The sequence below is a fragment of the Umezawaea sp. genome, assembly GCF_057122925.1.
Map to the genome: position 1 here is coordinate 79370 of NZ_DBNGPQ010000041.1, position 16948 is coordinate 96317.

11 protein-coding genes are annotated in these 16948 nt (G+C 73.6%); 5 read left to right on the plus strand and 6 right to left on the minus strand.

From position 1 onward, the window contains the following. Positions 1 to 2: 2 nt before the first annotated feature. Positions 3 to 3518 (minus strand): TM0106 family RecB-like putative nuclease, encoded by a 3516-nt coding sequence (locus AC156L_RS07170; RefSeq protein ID WP_330882896.1) that lies wholly within the window; start codon positions 3516 to 3518, stop codon positions 3 to 5. 82 nt (positions 3519 to 3600) lie between these two features. Between AC156L_RS07170 and AC156L_RS07175 the strand changes: the two genes are divergently transcribed. Beyond that, complete coding sequence (locus AC156L_RS07175) at positions 3601 to 4380, plus strand: PIG-L family deacetylase (protein ID WP_330882898.1); 780 nt, start codon at positions 3601 to 3603, stop codon at positions 4378 to 4380. On the opposite strand, the gene AC156L_RS07180 is transcribed toward AC156L_RS07175, so the two are convergent. Further along, positions 4367 to 5521, minus strand: a complete 1155-nt coding sequence (locus AC156L_RS07180) for an aKG-HExxH-type peptide beta-hydroxylase (protein ID WP_330882900.1) — start codon at positions 5519 to 5521, stop codon at positions 4367 to 4369. The two genes, AC156L_RS07175 and AC156L_RS07180, sit on opposite strands and share 14 nt — an antisense overlap. 28 nt (positions 5522 to 5549) lie before the next feature. Further along, positions 5550 to 6641: an FxsB family cyclophane-forming radical SAM/SPASM peptide maturase gene (locus AC156L_RS07185; protein ID WP_330882902.1), complete on the minus strand. Its 1092-nt coding sequence runs from the start codon at positions 6639 to 6641 to the stop codon at positions 5550 to 5552. 174 nt (positions 6642 to 6815) lie between these two features. On the opposite strand from AC156L_RS07185, the gene fxsA reads away from it, so the two are divergent. The 4 genes from fxsA to AC156L_RS07205 all read left to right on the plus strand — a co-directional run bounded on the left by fxsA (position 6816) and on the right by AC156L_RS07205 (position 13019). Next, positions 6816 to 6983: an FxSxx-COOH cyclophane-containing RiPP peptide gene (gene fxsA / locus AC156L_RS07190; RefSeq protein WP_330882905.1), complete on the plus strand. Its 168-nt coding sequence runs from the start codon at positions 6816 to 6818 to the stop codon at positions 6981 to 6983. 120 nt (positions 6984 to 7103) lie between these two features. After that, positions 7104 to 10865 carry an FxSxx-COOH system tetratricopeptide repeat protein gene (fxsT, locus tag AC156L_RS07195; protein WP_330882907.1) on the plus strand — a complete coding sequence of 1254 codons (3762 nt, stop codon included), beginning with the start codon at positions 7104 to 7106 and terminating at the stop codon, positions 10863 to 10865. Next, positions 10840 to 11850: a hypothetical protein gene (locus AC156L_RS07200; protein ID WP_330882909.1), complete on the plus strand. Its 1011-nt coding sequence runs from the start codon at positions 10840 to 10842 to the stop codon at positions 11848 to 11850. The genes fxsT and AC156L_RS07200 overlap by 26 nt, the downstream gene beginning before the upstream one ends. Beyond that, on the plus strand, positions 11847 to 13019 hold the full coding sequence (locus tag AC156L_RS07205) for a cation:proton antiporter (RefSeq protein ID WP_330882911.1): 1173 nt from the start codon (positions 11847 to 11849) through the stop codon (positions 13017 to 13019). Before AC156L_RS07200 ends, AC156L_RS07205 begins: the two co-directional genes overlap by 4 nt. Here the strand turns inward: AC156L_RS07205 and AC156L_RS07210 are convergent. Genes AC156L_RS07210 through AC156L_RS07220 form a run of 3 tightly spaced genes read right to left on the minus strand, consistent with a single transcriptional unit; the run spans position 12920 to position 16901 of the window. Continuing rightward, positions 12920 to 15145: a hypothetical protein gene (locus AC156L_RS07210; protein ID WP_330882913.1), complete on the minus strand. Its 2226-nt coding sequence runs from the start codon at positions 15143 to 15145 to the stop codon at positions 12920 to 12922. The two genes, AC156L_RS07205 and AC156L_RS07210, sit on opposite strands and share 100 nt — an antisense overlap. 50 nt (positions 15146 to 15195) lie before the next feature. After that, positions 15196 to 16161 carry a hypothetical protein gene (locus tag AC156L_RS07215; protein ID WP_330882915.1) on the minus strand — a complete coding sequence of 322 codons (966 nt, stop codon included), beginning with the start codon at positions 16159 to 16161 and terminating at the stop codon, positions 15196 to 15198. Further along, complete coding sequence (locus AC156L_RS07220) at positions 16158 to 16901, minus strand: hypothetical protein (RefSeq protein WP_330882917.1); 744 nt, start codon at positions 16899 to 16901, stop codon at positions 16158 to 16160. The genes AC156L_RS07215 and AC156L_RS07220 overlap by 4 nt, the downstream gene beginning before the upstream one ends. Between the last annotated feature and the right edge of the window lie 47 nt (positions 16902 to 16948).

Sequence of the window (16948 nt, forward strand, 5' to 3'; positions counted from 1 at the left end):
CCCTACCCAGCGGCCCCGTCCCCGACCCCATAACGATCCCCCATAAACCGAACGGATGCCCCGCCCCACCGCCGGGCCCCGTCCATCAGCCCGATCATCCCCGACACCAACCGCATCTGATCCACCCCGCGGATGTCCGCCTCCACCAACCGGGGCGAGCACACCAGCACGGCCACCACCTGAGCCCGCGACAGGGCCACGTTCAACCGGTTCCGGGACAGCAGGAAGTCCAACCCCCGAGGCAGGTCCACGGCGGCGGACGACGTCATGGTCGCGATCACCACCGGCGCCTCCTGCCCCTGGAACTTGTCCACCGTCCCCACCCGGACCCCGTCGAACCCGGCCTTCTCCAACGCCCTCCGCACCACCCGCACCTGGAGGTTGTAGGGCGCCACCACCAGGACGTCGTCCTCCGAGAGCGGCCGGGACTCCGCGCCGTCCGTCCACGGTCGACCGATCAGCGTCCGCACGATCCCCACCACCTCCTCGGCCTCCTCCACCGAGCTCGTGATGTTGTGCGAGTGGTCCACGAGATCCAGGTACAGCCCGGACTCCACCCCCTCCAACGACCTCGAACCGGCCGACGGGTGGGCGTGCAGCCTCCCCGAGTACGACAGCCGCGACACCGGCGCGCACACCTCCGGGTGCATCCGCCGGGTCTGGTCCATGAAGTACCCGAGGGACGCGGGGATCACGTCGGCGTCCCCGATCAGGTGCCCCAGCGCCGACGCGTCGGCCCCGGCCGGGTGCGTCCCCTGCACCACCTGCGGCAGCTGCTGCGGATCCCCGAGCAGCACCAGGTTCCGGGTGCACGTCGACACGGCCAGCGCGTCCGCCAGCGCGAACTGCCCGGCCTCGTCGATGATCAGCACGTCGAACGGCTGCTCCCGCAGCGCGGCGTTGGAGAACGTCCACGCCGTGCCGCCGACGAGGTGCCCCCCACCCTGCTCGCCGCGCCAGCGGACCAGCGCGGGGTTGTCCCTGGGCTGCTCCCACTCGCAGTCCCGCACGGGCTTGCCCTTGGCGCGCTTGGCGCAGGGGATCGGCACCCCGAGTTCCCGCCCGGCGGCCCCGGCGGCCGACAGCACGTTCTCGACGGCCTTGTGGCTGGTCGACGTCACGGCGACGCTCTTCCCCCGCCGCACCAGGTGCGCGATCAGCCGCCCGGCCAGGTACGTCTTCCCGGCCCCCGGCGGTCCCTGCACGGCCAGCGTCGACCCGTCCAGCGCGTCCACCGCGCTGATCACGGCCGCCACCAGGTCCTCACCCACGGGCAGCGGCCCCGACGTGACCAGCCGCGGCGGCGTGCGGCGCAGCAGGTCGATCCCGGGGTGCGGGGGCAGCACCGGCAACCGCTCCACCACGGTCTGCGCCAGCTCGTACACCGCGTCGTCCTTCGGCGCGGGCTTCACCGGGTCGCCGGGCAGGATCGCGATCGGTCGCGCCGAGTCCAGCTCGTCCGGCTTCACGCTCTCCAGCAGCACCACCCGGTCCGCGCCCTCGGCGATCACCTCCGCCTTGCGGGTCCGGGCGGTCGGCGTGCCGGGGTACAGGAGCCGCACCTGGTCGCCGTGGCCGAACGGGTGCGGCCGGTCCGGGTCGCACACCGCGTGCACCTCGCGCTTGGCGTTGCGCACCCGGCCGCTGGGCATCACCCAGTCGTCCACGCGCACCGACACCGGCACCGCGCAGGTGCCGTCCACCTCCAGGTCCGGCAGCGGAGCCCCCACCTGCCGGAAGAAGTCCCACCACGCCGGGTTCGTCTCGCGCCGGTGGTAGCCGACGGCCGCGGCGAGCAGCGCCCGCGCCTTCTCGTCCGGGGTCGCGTCGGCGGGGTTGTCCGGCAGCCCGGCCATCAGCGGGTCCACGACGGCGGCCAGCTTCGCCGCGCGCTCCGCCCTGCGCTCGGCCGCCAGCTCCTCGTCGGTCCGCCGGACCAGGCCGTCCAGCTCGGACTCCTCGGGCACGTGCGGTTCGATCCCCGCCTCGACCCGCACGTCCAGCAGGAACCGGTACAGCCCCTGCGTCGACACGCAGTCGTAGGTGTTGTACGCCTCGATCCCGGCCAGCACGACCGAGGCCTGCTCGGCGTCGCCGAGTTCCAGCAGCGTCAGGTACTCCTCGTAGGCCTCGATGCTGGAGACGGCGTTCTTCACCTCGCCGGACCGCGACCCCGGCATGTACAGCGGCTCCAGGTCCTTGATGGAGTACGACCGCTGCGACACCCGCAGCGCCTTGCGCACCACCGCGTACAGGTCGATCAGGGAACCCGTGCGCAGCAACGTGTCCACGGCCTCCTCGCGGGTCCCGTGCAGTGCGGCCAACCGCTTGAGCGCGCTCACCTCGTACGGCGCGTAGTGGTACACGTGGCTGCCGGGGAACTCCGTCAGCCGCGCGAGGGCGAAGTCAACGAACGCCTCGAACGCCGCCTTCTCCTGCGCCCGGCTGTGCGCCCAGAACGGCGTGAAGACGCTCCCGGCGGTGACCGCCCCGAACAGGTACTCCAGCCCCTCACCGGCCAGGGCGAACGGGTCGCCCTCCATGTCGAAGAACACGTCCCCGTCGGCGGGGCTCGGCAACGCCGCCAGCACGTCCGGTGCCAGCACCTCGTAGGCGACCTTGCCGGTCGGGTCGTCCGGGGTGCGCGAGTTGTCCTGGATCACCTGGAGCGCGGCCTGCGACCGCAGCGCGCCGAACGTCGTGGCCGACATGTCCGACGGCCGGTCGGTGGCGGTGGCGTTGGCCAGCGCGTCGATCGTCCCCAGCCCGGCGGCCACCAGCTTGCGCCGCTGGTCGGTCCGGATCCCCGCCACCAGCGACAGGTCGCGGGCGGTCTCGCGCCCGGTGGCGCAGCTCCGCGCGAAGCGGCAGGTGCCGCACGCGGGCCGCTCGTCCGCCCACACGGGCGAGGGCGTCACCGCGGGCGCGGACAGCCGCTCCCGCAACCGGTTCCGCAGGTGGTCCACCAGCGGCAGGAAGTCCGCCACCGGGAACGAGTGCGTGGCGTCGTCGCCGAGCAGCAGGTGCATGGACGGCCCGGTCGGGTGCCCGGCCCGGCGCAGCGCGTCGGCGTACGCCGTCAGCTGGAGCACCGCGGCGGGGGTGGCGTGCCGGGCCAGCTTGGTGTCGTGCGGCTCGTACCCGTCCGGCGACGCGACCACGAAGTCCGCGCGGCCGTGGAAACCGTCCGAGTAGAACACCGCCTGGTAGACGACCGGGGCGCCGGACTCCAGCGCGGTCCGCGTCTCCTCGGCGGCCTGGAGCAGCGCCTCGTGCCGCGGCGCGGGCTGTCCGATCTCGACGACCCCGGCGCCGAACCGCTCCCTCAGCCGCTCCAGCGCGGCCCGCTCGTGCGCGAGGCCGTGCTTGGTGATCAACGTCGCACCCGAGCCGTCCGGTGTGGGCACTCCCGGCAGCCGGGCCGCGACGGCGTGGTTGAGCGCGCTGCGGTGCTCGCACTCCAGCAGGTCGACCAGGTCCGTCGGCGAGATGACCAGGCCGGCCTCCGTGGTGAGCATGACGGGCAGTATCGCGGCCCCGGTCGCCGTGCTCGTGGACGCACGGGCCCCCGCGTGTCGGCGTCCCGGTAGCGTTGCGCCCATGGCGACACTGGTCTCGTTCCACGCCCATCCCGACGACGAGTGCATCCTGTGCGGCGGTGTCATGCGCAAGGCCGCCGACGAGGGGCACCGCGTGGTGCTGGTCGTGGCGACCCGCGGTGAGGTCGGCGAGGTGGACGACGGGTTCCTGGCCGAGGGCGAGCCGCTGGGCGAGCGGCGCGTCCGCGAGACCCACGCCTCGGCGGAGGTGCTGGGCGCGAAGCGCGTCGAGTTCCTGGGGTACGTCGACTCCGGGATGATGGGGGAGTCCACCAACGACGCCCCGAACACCTTCTGGACCGCGCCGGTCGAGGAGGCGGCGGCCAGGCTCGCGGCGATCCTGGTCGAGGAGTCCGCCGACGTGCTGACCGTCTACGACGACAACGGCGGCTACGGCCACCCCGACCACATCCAGGTCCACCGGGTCGGGCTGCGCGCCGCCGAACTCGCGGGCACGCCGAGGGTCTACCAGGCCACGATGAACCGCGACCACGCGAACCGCGGCCTGGCCGCCGCCGAGGAGGCGGGCCACCGGCTGCCCGACGTGGACACCTCGACGTTCGGCAAGCCCGAGGCCGAGCTGACCACCGCGGTGGACGTCACGGCGTACCTGGAGGTCAAGAAGGCCGCGATGCGGGCGCACGCCAGCCAGATCAGCGAGCAGTCGTTCTTCCTGGGCCAGACCGACGAGGCGTTCGCGTTCTCGTTCGGCACCGAGTGGTTCATCCGGGTCGGCGCCGAGCCGGGCATCACCGAGTCGGACCTGCTCACGGGGCTGTAGCCAGCCGCCGGTGCTCGTCGGCCAGCGCTCGGGCCCGCTCCAGCGCCGCCGGGGGCACCGGCTCGTCCGCCCACTCCGCTAGCACCTCGGCCATGCCGGTCACGAGGTCCCGGCCGATCGCCGTCAGCCCGCCGCTGCCCAGCATCGTCGCGGTCGTGTCGAGCGCGGCGGTCCGCCAGCGGGCGAACTCCACGTGCCCGTCCTCGTCGGCCTCGCGTTCCCGCCGCCAGAACCCGGCCACGCCCAGGTGCGCGTACGTCCCGTGCAGCAGCCCGGCCAGCGGCCGGGGGTCGTCGCGCCACGGCGCGTAGAACCGCCTGCCGGGATCGGGGCGCAGCAACGGGAACAGGTCCATCAGCGCCACGAGCTTGGTGTGCTGCACCTCGTGCGCCAGCGTGACGGCCACCGACCGCGCGTCCGGACCGAGCGAGAGGAACACGCACCCGAACGCGTCCCCGAGCGTCGCGCTGCTCATCCCGCCCTCCGCCGAGCGCAGCGGGGCCAGCACCGTCACGGCCGCGGCGACCTCCTCGGCCACCGCGGGGTGCCGCAGCGCCAGCAGGTCCCAGGCCGCGGTGACCCGCTCGCGCCAGCGGGCCACGTCGGCGCGCGGGTCGACCCGGAGCGCGTCGGGGACCCCGCTCCACCGTTCCAACCGGAACACGACCCCGCCGCCGACCGCGATCTCCGGCGTCGGCCGCCACTCCAGGCGGTCCACCCGGACGGTGCCGCGGACCGGTCGGTCCACGTGGCCCAGTGACGGCAGCGGGAACCCGTCCGACGCCGGGAAGTCGAGCGCCACGTCCAGCCCCGCCCGCACCGCCGCCGCGGCGGCCACGTGCGCCAGTTCGGCGGGCCGGGCCCCGCGCCCCCGGCCGAGCGCCACCGCCGTCCGCGTCGCCCACGCGCTCACCGCCGGGTCGTCCAGCAGCCGCTCCACCTCGGCTGGCGCCACCCGCCGCGCCTCGGCCAGCACCTCGAACGCCTGCCGGGCCGACGGGTCCCGCCCGACCACGAACCGGAGCAGCAGCAGCGTCCGGCTGCGCCGCGCCGCCACCAGCGCCCGCACCGCCCCGGTCCCGCCACCGCCGCGGGCCAGCGCGGCGAAGTCGGCCCCGGACAACGAGTGCGGCCGTGTCACGATGGGGAACCCCTGTCCCGCAACGGGGTCACGACACCCGCTCCAGGTCGCGCGCGAGCCGACCCCGCACGTGCCGGATCAGCCGGTACAGGTCCGCGCAGTACACCGACGGCCGGTCGAACCCCGCGCCCTCGCGGTACCGGTGCGCCCGCAGCCCGCCGCCGCACACCGCGTGCAGGTCGCACGCCCGGCAGACGGCCGACAGCCCCGCGAGCCCCGCCTGCCGCGCCCGCACCTCCGGCAGCCGCAGCGCCGCGTCGAACGAGTCGCGCGCCACGTGCAGGCCGGTCGCCGCCGCACCCTCGAACGCGGAGGCCAGGATGTCGGACTGCTCGATCATCCCGTCGGTCTCGACCACGACCTGCAACGCCGGGCTCAGACCGATCCCCTCGACCCGCGACCGGCCGCCCAGCAGGACGTGCACGACCTCCTCGAACAGCCGCACGCCGGTCTCCCGCACCGGTGCGCCGTACCAGCGGTCGAACACCGCGACCAGCCAGTCCGCGTACCCGAAGCCCGGCGGGGGAGCGCTCCAGTTCCCGTGCGGCAGCAGGAAGTCCACCGCGGGCGGCTCGAACGCCAGCAGCGACTCGTAGGTGCGGACGGGGTCGTTGCGCAGGTCCACCACGCACAGCAGGCCCGCGAACAGCGGCCGGAACTCCGGCGACCCCAGTTCCGCGAGCCCCGCGAGCACGGCGGCGTGGCTGTCGCCGCGGTGCCGGGCGGTCGCCGCCGCGTCGCCGTCCAGGCTCACGCCCACCCGCACGTCCAGCGCCAGCAGCACCTCCAGGAACCGGCGGTCGAGCAGCGTCCCGTTGGTCTGCACCGAGAACCGCGCGGGCACCCGCGACCGCACGGCCGTGACGACGTGCTCGACCACCGCCGGACCGGCCAGCAGCGGTTCACCGCCGTGCAGCACGACCTCCACGTCGGCCAGGCCGTGCGCGCGGGCGTGCTCGGCGATCCGCTCGGCCGTGTGCTCGACGTCCTCCGGCGACATCACCCTGGGCCTGCCCCGCCAGCGCTGGTCGGCCATCTCGTAGACGTAGCAGTAGTCGCAGGCCAGGTTGCACCTGCTGTGCACCTTGACGACGAACTGGTGAAACGGTCGCACGCGCACCCCCGATCCCGTCCCCTCCCGCCATGAAACACGGCGTCGGGCCGCCGCGGTGGTCCGATCGGCCCATTGACGGCATTACCGGTTGCCGCGCACTAGGATGGAGATCGAATCCCGGTCGACCGGAGGCACGGAACCCGCAACTCCGCGGGCGCCGGGTGTAGGGGGCGCGAGCGCATGGAGACCGACGGGGTGCTGGAGTCCGAACTGCTCGACGTGACGGGCATCGACCTGGCGCGGCTGGACGCCCTGCCGGACGACGTGCTGAGGGCCTCGCTGCGCCGGGTCCTGGCCGAGGACCCGGAGATGCCCGAGCAGTACGCCGCCTTCCAGAGTTCGCTGTAGGCGCTGCCTCCATCCGAGTGAATCTTCGCCTTGAACGGAGTCCGTTCGGGCCGTGGGGTCCACCCGGCACCGTCCCGCTTGGTTTATTCAACGAGTTCACGTCCCCGGACTGGAGTGGTGATGAGCGGTTCGCTGAGCGTTCCGGGGCAAGCGGGTGTCGTCGCGTTCCTGTCCGCGACCGGCGGCACCGGTCGGACCAGCGCGGTGGCGAACCTGGCCTGGGTGCTGTCGAGCGCGGGCAAGCGGGTGCTGGTCGTCGACTGGGGCTCGGAGGTGCCGAGGGTCCGCGAGTACCTGGAGCCGTTCCTGGTCGACCGCAGGCCCTTCCCCACGCAGCTGGGCCGCCAGCTGCTCGCGGCGTACACGTCGACCCCGGTGCGCGAGGGCTACGAGCCGAACGCCGAGCGGTTCGCGCTGCCCGAGGCGGCGGGCCACGTCGACGTGGTCGCCCCGATGGAGCCGGACGCGGCGGGCCGGTTCTTCCCTGACTTCCAGCACGGCGACCCGAGCGCGATGACGGACCTGCGCACCCGGCTGACCGAGGCGGACTACGACCACGTCCTGATCGACGCGCCGACCGGGGCCGGTGAGGCGTCGCTGACGCTGATCGCGACCCTGTGCGAGGTCGCAGTCGTCTGCTTCCGCCCCCGCCCGCGGGCGATCTCCGACGCCGCCGACCTGGCCGCCCGCCTGCGCCGCCGCGCCCCGGTGCGGATCGACCTCGTGCCGGTGGCGACGCTGTTCGACGACGCCGACGAGCTGTCCAGGGCGCAGCGCATCCGCTCGGCCATCCACGCGGCGTTCGCCGAGCTGCTGGCGGGCCAGTCCCGGCGGCTGCCGGACGACGGCTCGATCGAGATCCCGTACCGGCCCTACGACGCGTTCGACCCGCTGCTGGCGATCCTGGTCGAGGAGCCGCGCCCCGGCGGCACGCTGGAGCGCCAGTACGGCCGCCTGGCGTCCGCCGTGACGGGCGGCGAGGTCACGGGGGTCACCCCGGTCTCGCCGACGCTGCGGGCCCGCTACCGGCGCGTCTTCGGCCTGGACTCCACCGTCGAACCGGACCGCGTGCTGGTCGCCTACGCGCCGCCGGACCGCGCGTGGGCGGACTGGGTGCGCGGCCAGCTCGACCGCGCGGGCGCGCAGACCAGGACGCTGGCCGACGCCGGGGCGTGGCTGGACGCCGCCCACCCGCCCGGCCTGGTCGTCATCTCCTCGCCGAACCTCGACGGCTCGGCCGAGCAGGCGTCCGTCGAGGAGTTCACCCGCGGTCGCCGGGCGACCGTGCTGAAGCTGCACCTCACCGACACCGAGATCGCCCCGGAGGACGTGGCGACCACCGTCGCGGTCTCCGAGCAGCACCACGAGTCGGTGCGGGCCCGGCTGCTCACCCACTTCGGGCTGATCGACCGACCCGGCACCGTGCGGGACGTGGGGATGCGCGTGCCCGGCGCGGTGCCCGCCGTGTTCGGCCTGCCGCCGCGCCACCCGCTGTTCGTGGGCCGCGACGCCGACCTGGAGGAGCTGCGCGACCGGCTGGTGGAGGCGGGCGACGCGCGGGTGGTGGTGACGCTCGGCGGCGTGCCCGGCATCGGCAAGAGCGAGCTGGCGCTGGAGTACGCCTACCGGTTCGCCAGCGACTACGACCTGGTGTGGTGGCTGCCGTCGCAGGACCGCCAGTCCGTGCTGGTGGGCCTGTCGAACCTCGCCGCCCGGCTGCGCCAGCCGGGGTCCACCGACTTCGGCACCACCTCCGCGCTGGAGCGGCTCGCGGGCGACCCCGCCTACCAGCGGTTCCTGCTGGTCTACGACAACGCCGACGACCTGGCCGTGCTGGAGGAGCTGCTGCCGGGAGGCTCCACCGGCCACGTCCTGGTGACCTCGGGCAACGCCCCCGAGACCGCCATCGAGCTGGTCCCGATGAGCGCGGGCGACAGCGCCAGGCTGCTCGCCGACCGGGTGCCCGGCCTGTCGCCGGAGGACTCCGAGCAGGTGGCGCTCGTCGCCGGGCAGCTGCCCCTCGCGCTCGACCTCGCGGGCGCGTGGCTGGAGGAGGTGGCGCACACCGAGCGCGAGGCGGGCAGCACGGCGGCCGACTCGGCGGCGTGGGCCGTCCGGACGTTCCTCGGGCTGCTCAACGGCCAGGAGGACACCACGGCCCGCGTGCTCGCCGTCGTGGTGGGCGCGCTGCGGGAGTCCTCGACCGGGCGGTTGGCCGTGCTGCTGGCCCAGCTCTGCTCGTTCCTGTCCCCGCAGGGCGTCGACCTGGGCCTGATCCGCTCACCCGCGCTGCTGGGACGGCTGGTGGTCGCGGGCGGCGTCGACGCCGAACCGCTGCGGCTCGACGCGGGCGAGATCGACCGCGTGCTGTGGACCGGAGCCCGCTTCGGCCTGTTCCGCGTCGACTGGGGCGACCAGTACACGCTGCGGCTGCACCGGGTCGTGCAGAACGCGCTGCGCGAGGGCATGGGGCAGCTCGAACGCGCGTCCCGGCGGGCGGAGGTCCTGTCCTGCCTCGCCGCCTACGCGCCGTCCGAGGTGGAGCTGACGGCCCCGGACCGGGCCAGCCGCTTCACCGAGCTCCAGACGCACGTCTACCCGTCGGGCGCGCTGGACAGCGACGACGACCTGGTGCGCCGCTGGCTGGTCAACCAGGTGCGGTTCCTCTACACCGACGGCGGCACGGGCGTGCGGCGCTCGGCGCTGGACCCCGGCGAGAAGCTCCTCGAAACGTGGACCAGCCGCTACGGCCCCGGCGACCCGCTGCGGGCCAGGCTCGCCGCGCAGCTCGCGAACATCCACCGCGTGCTCGGCAACCCGTTGCAGGCCCTGCGGCTGGACGACGCCGCGCTCGCCCAGCAGCGCCGCTCGCTCCAGCTCAGCCACCCGCAGGCGCTGATCACCGCCCGCGGTCGCGGTGGCGACCTGCGCGGGCTCGGCCTGTTCGACGAGGCGCTGGTCGAGGACCAGTCGACGTGGGAGGGCTTCCGCCGCGCGCTGGGCGAGGACCACCCGCACACCCGCAGCGCGGCGAACAACCTGGCCATCTCGATGTTCCTGTCCGGTGACCCGGCCGGAGCGCTGGAGCTGGAGGAGGACAACCACCACCGCAGGCGGCGGCTGTTCGGCGAACGCGACCCCGACACGTGGTTCTCGCTGTCGCGGATCGGCGTCTACCAGCGGGAGCTGGGCGACTACCCGAACGCGCTGACGTCGCTGATGACCGCGATGCAGAAGCTCCAGACCCTGCGCTCGGAGCTGAACCCGATGCAGCTCACCGCGCGCTGGAACCACGCCATCGCGCTGCGCAGGGCGGGCAGCGCGCAGGACGCGAAGGCACGCAACGGCAAGACGCTGCGCGACTTCCGGGAGATCTTCGGCCCGCACCACCCGGACACGCTGGCGTGCTCGCTCAGCTTCGCCGCGGACCACCGCACGGTCGGCGGCGACCCGGCGCTGGCCGTGGAGCTGGCCACCGGCGCCCTGCGGGGGTTCCTCACCGAGGTCGGGCTCGCGGAGCAGCACCCGTACGTCGCGCTGTGCAGGCTCGGCCTCGGGCTGTCGCTGCGCGCGGCGGGGGACGCGGACGCGGCGATCCGGGAAGTCCTGGCGGCGCGGGAGGTCCTGCGCGCCCGGCTCGGCGAGACGCACCCGTGGACGCTGGCCGCGGACGTCGACCTCGCCCGCGTCGTCTTCGCCTCCGGCGACCTGCCGCGCGCGGTCGAGCTGATCACCGCGGCCCACGCCGACTGCGTCGAGTTCCTGGGCGTCGACCACCCGTTCACCGTCATCGCGGCGCACGACGTCCGGCTCGCCGAGCAGGCAGGCGATCCCGACCGGGCCTGGAGGGAGATCGATGTCGACGTTCCCCAAACGTCCTGACGAGGTGTTCGAGGAGGTCGCCGACCACCTCGGCCCCGAGTTCGGCGACGCCCGGCAGGCCTGCTTCGACACGATGGTCAAGAGCACCGCGCTGCGCTACCTCGCGCACTACAGCCGCGCCGTGTTCGACTTCGGCCTCGACGCGCTCGGCGACCCGCCGCCCTCGCCCGACGCGCTGCCCGGCACCACCCGCCGCGACGAGCTCAAGCGCCTGGGCCGCCAACTCGGGTTCACCGTCACCACCCTGGACCGCACCCTCCAGGAGGCCCGCACCGGCAGGCTCATCCGCACGGTGGTGCAGACCGAGGAGGGCGCGGTCTTCTGCGACTCCGTCGTGCCCAGCGAGAACGTGGTCGGCCTCGTCGTCGACCGCTCCGCGACCGAGCACCCCGTGACGCCGCTGGCGCTGGCACCGGACGTCCGCGCCGCCGACCGGGCCGTGGCCGAGCTGGCGAGCACGCTGCGCGCCCAGGTCCGGCTGCCGTCGTTGAACCCCGGCGGCTGGGAGTCGGCCGACCCCGTCGAACCGCTGCCGTCGATCGGGTCCGAGCCCGCGCCGTTCACGACCGTCCTGGCCGCGCCGGGCGAGGACACCGACCGGCTGCTGTCCGCGTGCGTCCGCGCGGTGCGCCCCGAGGACCTGCACCTGGTCGCGTACTGCTCGCAGGGCGAGCTGCCGGTCATGGTCGACCACCTCGACCACCCGTCGCTGTCGCCGTTCTTCACCCAGATCGCGGTCGAGACCCGCCGCCGGTTCTACCAGGGCTTCAGCCGCGAGCTGGGAGCGCTGGCGCACCGGCTGAACCGGACGACCAGCACCGCGCTCGGCGGCGTGCTGGTGCGGCTGGTGCTCGACATCGAGATGGGCGCGATCTACTACTACCGCCTCGGCCCCGGCGACTACCTGGTCGGCGTCACGATCGACCAGAACCGGGTCAGCGGCGCGGACGACCGGATGGCGGCGCTGGCACTGGAACTGCGGTGAACTCCGCACTGCGGTCGGTGGCGCTCCTCGCGGCGGCGGGCGCGGGGTGGGCGGCGGCCGAGCTGTTCCGGCTCGACGACGTCGACTCCTCCGACCCGTACCGGTTCTTCGTGACGGCGCTGCTCGGCTTCGGCCTGTACGCGAGCACGCGCGGCATCGAGATCGACGAGTTCCGCACCCACCTGCGCACGGTCGTGGTGGCCGTGACGTTCGGCGTGCTCGCCAAGGTGGCGTTCATCTTCGGTGTGCTCTTCCTGGTGTACCGCGAACCGGACCACCTCGTGCTCGCCGTCGCCCTGGCCCAGATCGACCCGCTGTCCGTGGCGGCCGTCCGGCTCAAGAGCCGCATGTCGGACTCGGCGAAGGCCCTGCTCGCCGCGTGGGCGTCGTTCGACGACCCGATCACCGTGCTGCTGACCGCGTACTTCACCGCGTTCGCGCTGGGCGCCCACGACACCGTCGGAACGGGCCTGACGTCGTTCGGCACCAGCCTGTTCTGGAACGCGGTGCTCGTCGTCGTCGCGTACCTGGCGCACCGGGTCTGGAAGGCGCGGCGCACCGCGTCCGAGGGCCCCCGGCCGTGGCCGGTCCGGTGGGCGGTGCGGACCGGGCTGATCCTGGTGCTGCTGGCCGCCGGGTTCCTGGCCGTGCGGTACGCGCTGCTGCTCGCACTCGCCGTCGTAGGCCTGTTCTTCCGCCCGAACCTGGGGAGGTCGCTCGACGGCCTCACGCAGGTCGCGCTGTACACGGCCACGTTCGCCGTCGGCGTGGTGCTGGTCGGCGGCCTGCGGATCGGGGAGGGCGTGGTGCTGGGGATCGCCGCGTACACCGCGCAGATCGTGGTCGCGCTGGTGCTGACGATCCCGAAGGTGTGGCGCGGCGACCGGATGAGGCTCGCGCTGGGCCAGCAGAACGGGCTGACCGCGATCATCCTGGCGCTGCTGCTGGAGCCGAACTTCCCCGGCACGATCGCCGTCGTCGCACCCGCGATCATCGTGGTGAACCTGCTGCACGCCCTGTGCAACGGCCTCTACGACCGGTTGGCGCCCGTTCGGGGCCCGGACGACGGTCAGCGGCCACCCGCGCGGGACGACCGCCACACCGCGCGCTTGACACGGGGGCTCAGGTTGTCCAACGCCATCGCGACCCGGTTCCGCCGCCCCGCCTGATTGACCGCCGCCACCATGCCCGAGTGGCGCGCCGCCCACGGCGGCAGCTCGAACAGCGGGTCGAGCCCGAACACGGGCAGGTACTCCGAGATGCCGTCGTAGGCCCGGCAGACCTGGTCCAGCCGGTCCTCCGCCTCCGCGGTCGGCGCGGCACCGCCCGCGGCCTCCGTGCCGAACCACTGCGCGACCGACGCGCGGAAGCTCTGCACGGACCTCTGCATCATCACCGCGCGCCCCGCGGCCTCGCGGTAGTCGATCGACCGCAACCGGCGCTGCACGGCCTCCTGCGTCTCGTCCTCCGCGGGCTCCAGCGCCTCGGTCAGCATCACGTCGAGCTGGGTCAGCTCCTCCAGCACGTCCACCGCGTCGCGGAACAGCTTCTCCACGTCCGGCGGCAGCGCGGACCGCGTCGACCGCTCGGTCCCGCCCTCGCCCGGCAGGGTGGCGAGCCTGCGCTGGATGGCGGCGAGCTGCCGGTCCGTCGACCCGCGCGCGCTGTCGACGTGCTCGGTGAGCTGCTCGATGAACCCGTAGATGCTCGACTGCTGCCGCGCCACGACCTCCAACCGCTGCCGCAGCGCCGTGACCACGTCGCCGTCCGCCGGGCCTGCGAGCAGGTTGCCGACCGCCCCGACCAGCGCCTTGAAGTCCTCGGCGAAGGTGCGCTCGACGTGCACCAGCGGGTCGCGGCCGATCAGCTCGCGCACCTGGATCGCCGCGCCCTCGACCAGCACGCCGTTGACGACCACCAGCACCTCGGCGCCCTCGGCGGCGTCCTTGACGGAGGCGATCCTGCGCCGCACCTCGGCCACGTTGTCGCTGTCCAGCAGGGATTGCGTGACGAGCACCGCGCACCCGCCCTCGCGGCCGGGGTAGGTGATCCAGAAGTCCGCTTTGGACTCCTCGCCCAGGCCGAGCAGGTGGTCGTGGTAGTAGTCGTACCCCGACGCGTCCAGCAGCCGCCGCACGACGCCGTGGATGTCGTCCGAGCTGAGCGTGCCGAACAGCTCGCGCGCCGCCCGCTCCACCACCTCGTGGGTCACCAGCGCGTCCGGGCCCTCGTCGTCCACGATCCGGAACACCCGGTGGCACAGCCGGATCACGTTGCGCGCGTTGCCCCTCGCGACCGCCGTGAGGTAGCCGATCGAGTCCATCGTGAACGGGTCGAGCGTCGGGCCGCCCTGCGCCGACTGGACGAACTCGGCGACCTCCTCCTTGCTCAGCCCGGCCATCGTCACGGTGTGCGCGATGCGCTGCCGCACGCTCGGCCCGAGCACGGTCCGGAAGTCCGGCAGCCCGGACAGCACCAGGCACGCGCCCGCCTTGGCGAACACCTCCAGCAGCGTCTGGAACGCGGCCAGCGTGCTGGGCTGCGGCTGGTTGTCCAGCGAGAAGATCTTGTCCAGCTCGTCCACGACCAGCACGAACCGCCGCCGCCTGCCGCCGAACAGCAGGGCGAACACGCCCATCGCCTCCAGGGCGGCGACCTCGCTGTCGATGGGCTTGGTGATGCCGCGCTCGACCAGCACCTGGTCCGGGTGGCCGCCGGTCAGCCACGCCCACACGGAGTGCTCGAAACCCTTGCGCAGCAACAGCGCCAGCGCCGTGCCGAAGTCCTTGTTCTCGGTGACGCCCCGCAGCGCGGCCTGCACCTTGCGCAGCAGGGCGCTCTCCATCAGGCCCATCCGCTCGACGACCTGCTCCGGCTGGAGGTCGCGGGTGTTGAGCCACTCGACGGTGTCCGCGGTCAACCCGGTGCTCTGCAACGACTCCGCGACCACGTCGGCGTAGTAGTCGCTGACCTGCGAGAGCACGCCCGCCAGACCGACCTTGTGCATGAACCGGCGGTACAGCTCGATGAAGCTCTCGGCGGTCGCGTCCAGGTACATCGCGTTCGCCGGGTCGCTCAGCTCGGCGCGCGCGTGCCGGACGAGCTGCACGGCCAGGTGCGTCTTGCCCGTGCCGTAGTCGCCGACGATCGCGATGACCGTGCCCGCCTGGTCGCCGCCGTCGGAGGCCCGCAGGTAGGACGTGACGTGGGAGCGCGCCTGGCGGATCGCGTCCGTCTCGATCGACACCTCGGGGGAGTCGTGCGAGTCGAAGTCCGTGATGCGGGCGACCGCCATCGGCGAGAAGGGGTTCCTCCGTGCGCGCGGTTCGCCGTTTCCGCTCATCGCTACTTCCCCAGTCCGTTCCGGGACCCGTTGTTGAAGAACGCGACGATGTCGTCCACGGTCACGACGTCGCCTTCGCCGCAGCTTAGTCCCAGGCTGCGGCGGCTCTCGTAAGTTCCGTGCAAAGTTCGCTGGAGCTGGGCGACCGACTTGGCCCACCGGGTGAGGAACTCGATCGCCTCGTCACTCATCCGTGGGTAGCGGCCCACCATCGAGTGTCGCTCGAGCCGGTCCTCCACGAATCTGCGCACGTCACCCTCCTCCAGCGCGCCGACGTGCAGCGTCAGCGGCGGCACCCAGGCCTCCAGCTGCCGCACGACGTCCGCCACCTCGTCGGGGTCCAGCAGGTCCGACTCGGCCATGAAGAGCACCTTCGGACCCGCGAAGGCCCGTGCGTACTGGACCACCTCGGCGGCCAGTTCGCCCGGTGTCGGCAGCAGCACCACCAGCACCAGGTCCTCGGTGAGCGCGGCACCCAGCCGGGGGTAGATCCGGCGCGGCGTGTCGCGGTCGGGGCCGAGCTGCTCCACGGCCTGCGGTCGCAGGGCCTCGTTGTCCACCAGCCGCCCGAACAGCTCGTCGCACACGTGCGCGGCGCGCTCCTCGATCGACTGGGCCGGACCGTCGGGCAGGCACCCGGTCAGGTCCAGCACCAGCCCGCGCGCGTTCGGGCCCAGCTCGCGGTTCTCCCGGAGCCGGTCGACCTCCCGCACGACCCAGTCGGCGCAGCGGTGCACCAGCGCCGTCTTGCCGCACCCCGACTCGCCGGTGACCAGCACCAGCCTGCCCTCGGCCAGCAGCGCGGACAGGTCGCCCATCTGCTGGGTGAAGTCGTCGAACTGGAAGTCGGAGTCGTCGACCGTGACGTAGAACTCGCGGTGCCCGGCGTTCTTCCACGGGCACAGCGGGCGCATCGGCGTGCGCTGCCAGCCGGGCAGCGGGAACGGGTTCAGCCAGGGCTTCGTCATCGCGGTCGGGGGCTCATCTCCGGGTGCCGCCGCGCGGGCCGCGCCAGCGCCGTCGCCACCAGCAGCACCTCGTCGCGGAGTTCGTCGAGCCGCACCCGCAGCTGGGCGTCACGGGCCTTCGCCGCGTCGCCCTGGCCCGCCCGCTGGGTCAGCGCCTCGCCGAGCGGGCCGTCGCGCAGCCCGTCCAGGAGCTCCTGCACCCGGCTCCAGCCGCGGTGCTCCGACTTGACCAGCGCCAGTTGCGACACCAGCCCGGCGCGCGAGACCAGCACCGGGTCCTCCGCCCGCTTGCCGACGTAGGCGGACAGGTAGGCGGTGACCGCGTTCTCGAACTCCACCAGCGCGCCCCGCAGGTCCTCGGCCTGCTTGCGGCCCCGCGCGACCCGGTCGCGCCACGCCGTCGCCGCGTAGGCCAGCAGCGCACCGAACAGACCGGTCAGGAACGGCAGCGCCTGGGTGAACCAGCCGGGCGACGGTGCCTTCTCCGACCCGTACAGCGCCGAGCACACCCGCTCGAACTCGGCGGGTTTCGCCCTGCGCCACGCCGGGACGTCGCTCGGCACCTCGACGCCGACCGCCCTGCCCGCGTCGCGCAGGTTCCGCTCCGACTTCACGGTCAGGCAGAACACGGCCTTCGCGTCGTCCTCGCCGTCGGCGCGCGCCTGGCCCCCGCCACCGACCAGCAGGACCGCGGCGACACCGAGAGCGGCCACCACGCGCTTGCCCACCACAACCCCCATCGACGGCAGATCGTCAACTCTACCGAGGGGAGGTCGCCCGCAGTGGG